The following is a 2,528-nucleotide window of genomic DNA, read 5'->3' as shown; positions in this document are numbered from 1 at the left end:
CGGAAGTTAAGCTCTCTAGCGCCGATGGTAGTTGGGACCTTGTCCCTGTGAGAGTAGGACGTCGCCAAGCAACTTTAAGACGAGTCAGAATGACTCGTCTTTTTTGTGTTTTATAACTTCTTTTCAAAGCTAAATATTTTGAAGTGCTTCTCGCTTTTCAAAAAGGTTTTTGAGTACGTAGCTATATAAGTTTTATTCAATTTCTTTCGTGATTCTTTATATGTAATTTAAGATTTTCTATTTTATTTCTTAAAGATAGGATTCATCAATGTGTTAAAATAGTACAGTTGTTTTTGATGTACTTTAATATAAGAAGATTTAAGTTAGAAAAGGAGATAATATGAAAAAGATAAGTATAATTACTATAGTAGTCTTAGTCCTGCTAGTAATCGTGTATATGTTAGTTGGGAATTATTTTTATAACTACGCGTTAAATGCGAAACAAGAAAAAGAATTTTTGCAAGATAATCCTCATTTAGTAGAAACGGTAAATGCGTCGGTAGATGTATTGGCTGCAAATGAAGAAAAGAATGCAAACTTCGTATCGAAGTATAAACCTAACACATTAACTATACGTTCTTTCGATAAATTAAATTTAAAAGGTTATGAATATATGAATGAACCATCCAGTCATAAATGGGCAATTGTAGTTCATGGATACAATGGTAGAGCATCAGAAATGACGAAATATGTTCGTAACTTTTATGAACAAGGCTATAATGTCATAGCACCAGACCTTCGTGGACACGGAAATAGTGAAGGGGATTATGTTGGTATGGGCTGGCATGATCGTAAAGATGTTTTGATTTGGATTCAACAAATCTTGAAGAAAGACCCTAATGCTGAAATAGCTCTATTTGGTGTTTCAATGGGCGGGGCAACTGTAATGATGACTTCAGGAGAAGATTTACCTTCTAATGTTAAAGTTATTATTGAAGATTGTGGATACTCAACTGTTATTGATGAATTTACTTATCAACTAAAAGATTTATTCCATTTACCGAAGTTTCCTGTTATGAATGCGGCAAATATGGTTACTAAATTAAGAGCTGGTTACGATTTAGAAGAGGCTTCAGCTGTAAAACAAGTAGCGAAAAGTAAAACACCTATGCTGTTCATTCATGGGGATGCTGATACATTCGTTCCTTTTGAAATGTTAGATGAAGTATATAATGCTGCAAAAGTAGAAAAAGAGAAATTAATTGTTCCAGGTGCTGGACATGGAGAAGCGGAGAAAGTAGATTCGAATAAATATTGGAATACTGTATGGAAGTTCGTAGGGAAGTATATTCCGGCATAATTAAAGTTGTTGCATTTATATAGACGATAATCGGAGGGATAATAGTTAATCCTTTTGATTATCGTTTTTTTTTTGTTAATTAGGTATTCTGCTATAAGTGTGTTTTTGTATGTACTATATGAAGGAGATAGAGCAAAAACTTTTGAATTCCTTAATCTCAGTGCTACAATGATTGAAAACTAAATGTTAATGAGGTGTTTTTTATGAAAATTGAAGTATGGTCGGATTTTGTATGTCCATTTTGCTATATTGGGAAACGTAGATTAGAGATGGCTTTAGAACAATTTCCACATAAGAAGGATGTTGAAGTTGAGTTTAAAAGTTTTGAATTAGACCAAAATGCTCCAATTTATTCTGGAACAAGTATTAATGAAGTACTTGCATCAAAGTATGGAATTAGTATTGAAGAAGCTAAGCGTAATAACGTACAGTTAGGAAATCATGCAGCTAGTATGGGTTTAAGTTTTAATTTTGATGAGATGAAGCCGACTAATACTTTTGATGCGCATCGTCTTGCTAAGTTTGCAAAGAATCAAGGGAAAGAAAAAGAGATTACAGAAAATTTACTTTTTGCATATTTCACTGAATCGAAAAATTTAAGCGATGTGGATACACTTGCTACTATCGCTGAAGCTTCAGGTTTAGATAAGCAAGAATCTTTAAATGTTATTAATGATAAAAATGCGTATGCAAATGATGTTAGAATTGATGAAGCGATTGCTCAGCAATATCAAATTTCGGGAGTGCCTTATTTTATTATTAATCAAAAGTATGCTATTTCAGGTGCACAACCACTTGAAACTTTTGTTGGTGCACTTCAGCAAGTGTGGGAAGAAGAGAATCCTGCACCTAAGTTGCAAGAACTTTCTTCAGAGGGTGGAAGCGATCTTTCTTGTACTGATGGAAGTTGTTCGGTGCCGTCGAAAGAACAATAGTTTTTATGGTAGAAGAGCACCCCATAGATTGTTCTGTGGGATGCTTGTATATAACTTATAGAAGAAATACGTAAATGAAATCTATAAAATATAAAGTTTTTTAAAAAATGTATTGACGATTATACTTTAGAGGTGTAATATATAACAAGTCGCCGATGACATTAACGTCGAAAGCGACAAACGAAATAAAAAACTTAGTTGACATCAATTAACGAAAGTGTTAACATAAGGAAGTCGCAAATGAGCGACTAAGTAGTTCTTTGAAAACTGAACGAAACAAACAACGTGAAACG

At 33.2% G+C, this 2,528-nt stretch carries 2 protein-coding genes; both read left to right on the top strand.

The genetic code is table 11. The features are described 5' to 3' along the window. The first annotated feature begins 340 nt into the window (after positions 1-340). Positions 341-1,300, top strand: coding sequence for an alpha/beta fold hydrolase (locus ACUN13_RS32125; RefSeq protein ID WP_025689588.1), 960 nt, complete (start codon positions 341-343; stop codon positions 1,298-1,300). Positions 1,301-1,503: 203 nt separating this feature from the next. Beyond that, positions 1,504-2,235, top strand: a complete 732-nt coding sequence (locus ACUN13_RS32120) for a DsbA family oxidoreductase (protein ID WP_000687943.1) — start codon at positions 1,504-1,506, stop codon at positions 2,233-2,235. Positions 2,236-2,528 lie beyond the last annotated feature (293 nt).

The sequence above is a fragment of the Bacillus cereus group sp. Bce041 genome (assembly GCF_052646455.1).
Note: the sequence above shows the minus strand (reverse complement) of the source record. Positions and strands in the feature narration are given on the sequence as shown.

What these genes read in the sequence shown, in the direction of transcription:
- ACUN13_RS32125 (WP_025689588.1), top strand. Translation starts at nt 341, where the DNA reads ATGAAAAAGATAAGTATAATTACTATAGTAGTCTTAGTCCTGCTAGTA.
- ACUN13_RS32120 (WP_000687943.1), top strand. Translation starts at nt 1,504, where the DNA reads ATGAAAATTGAAGTATGGTCGGATTTTGTATGTCCATTTTGCTATATT.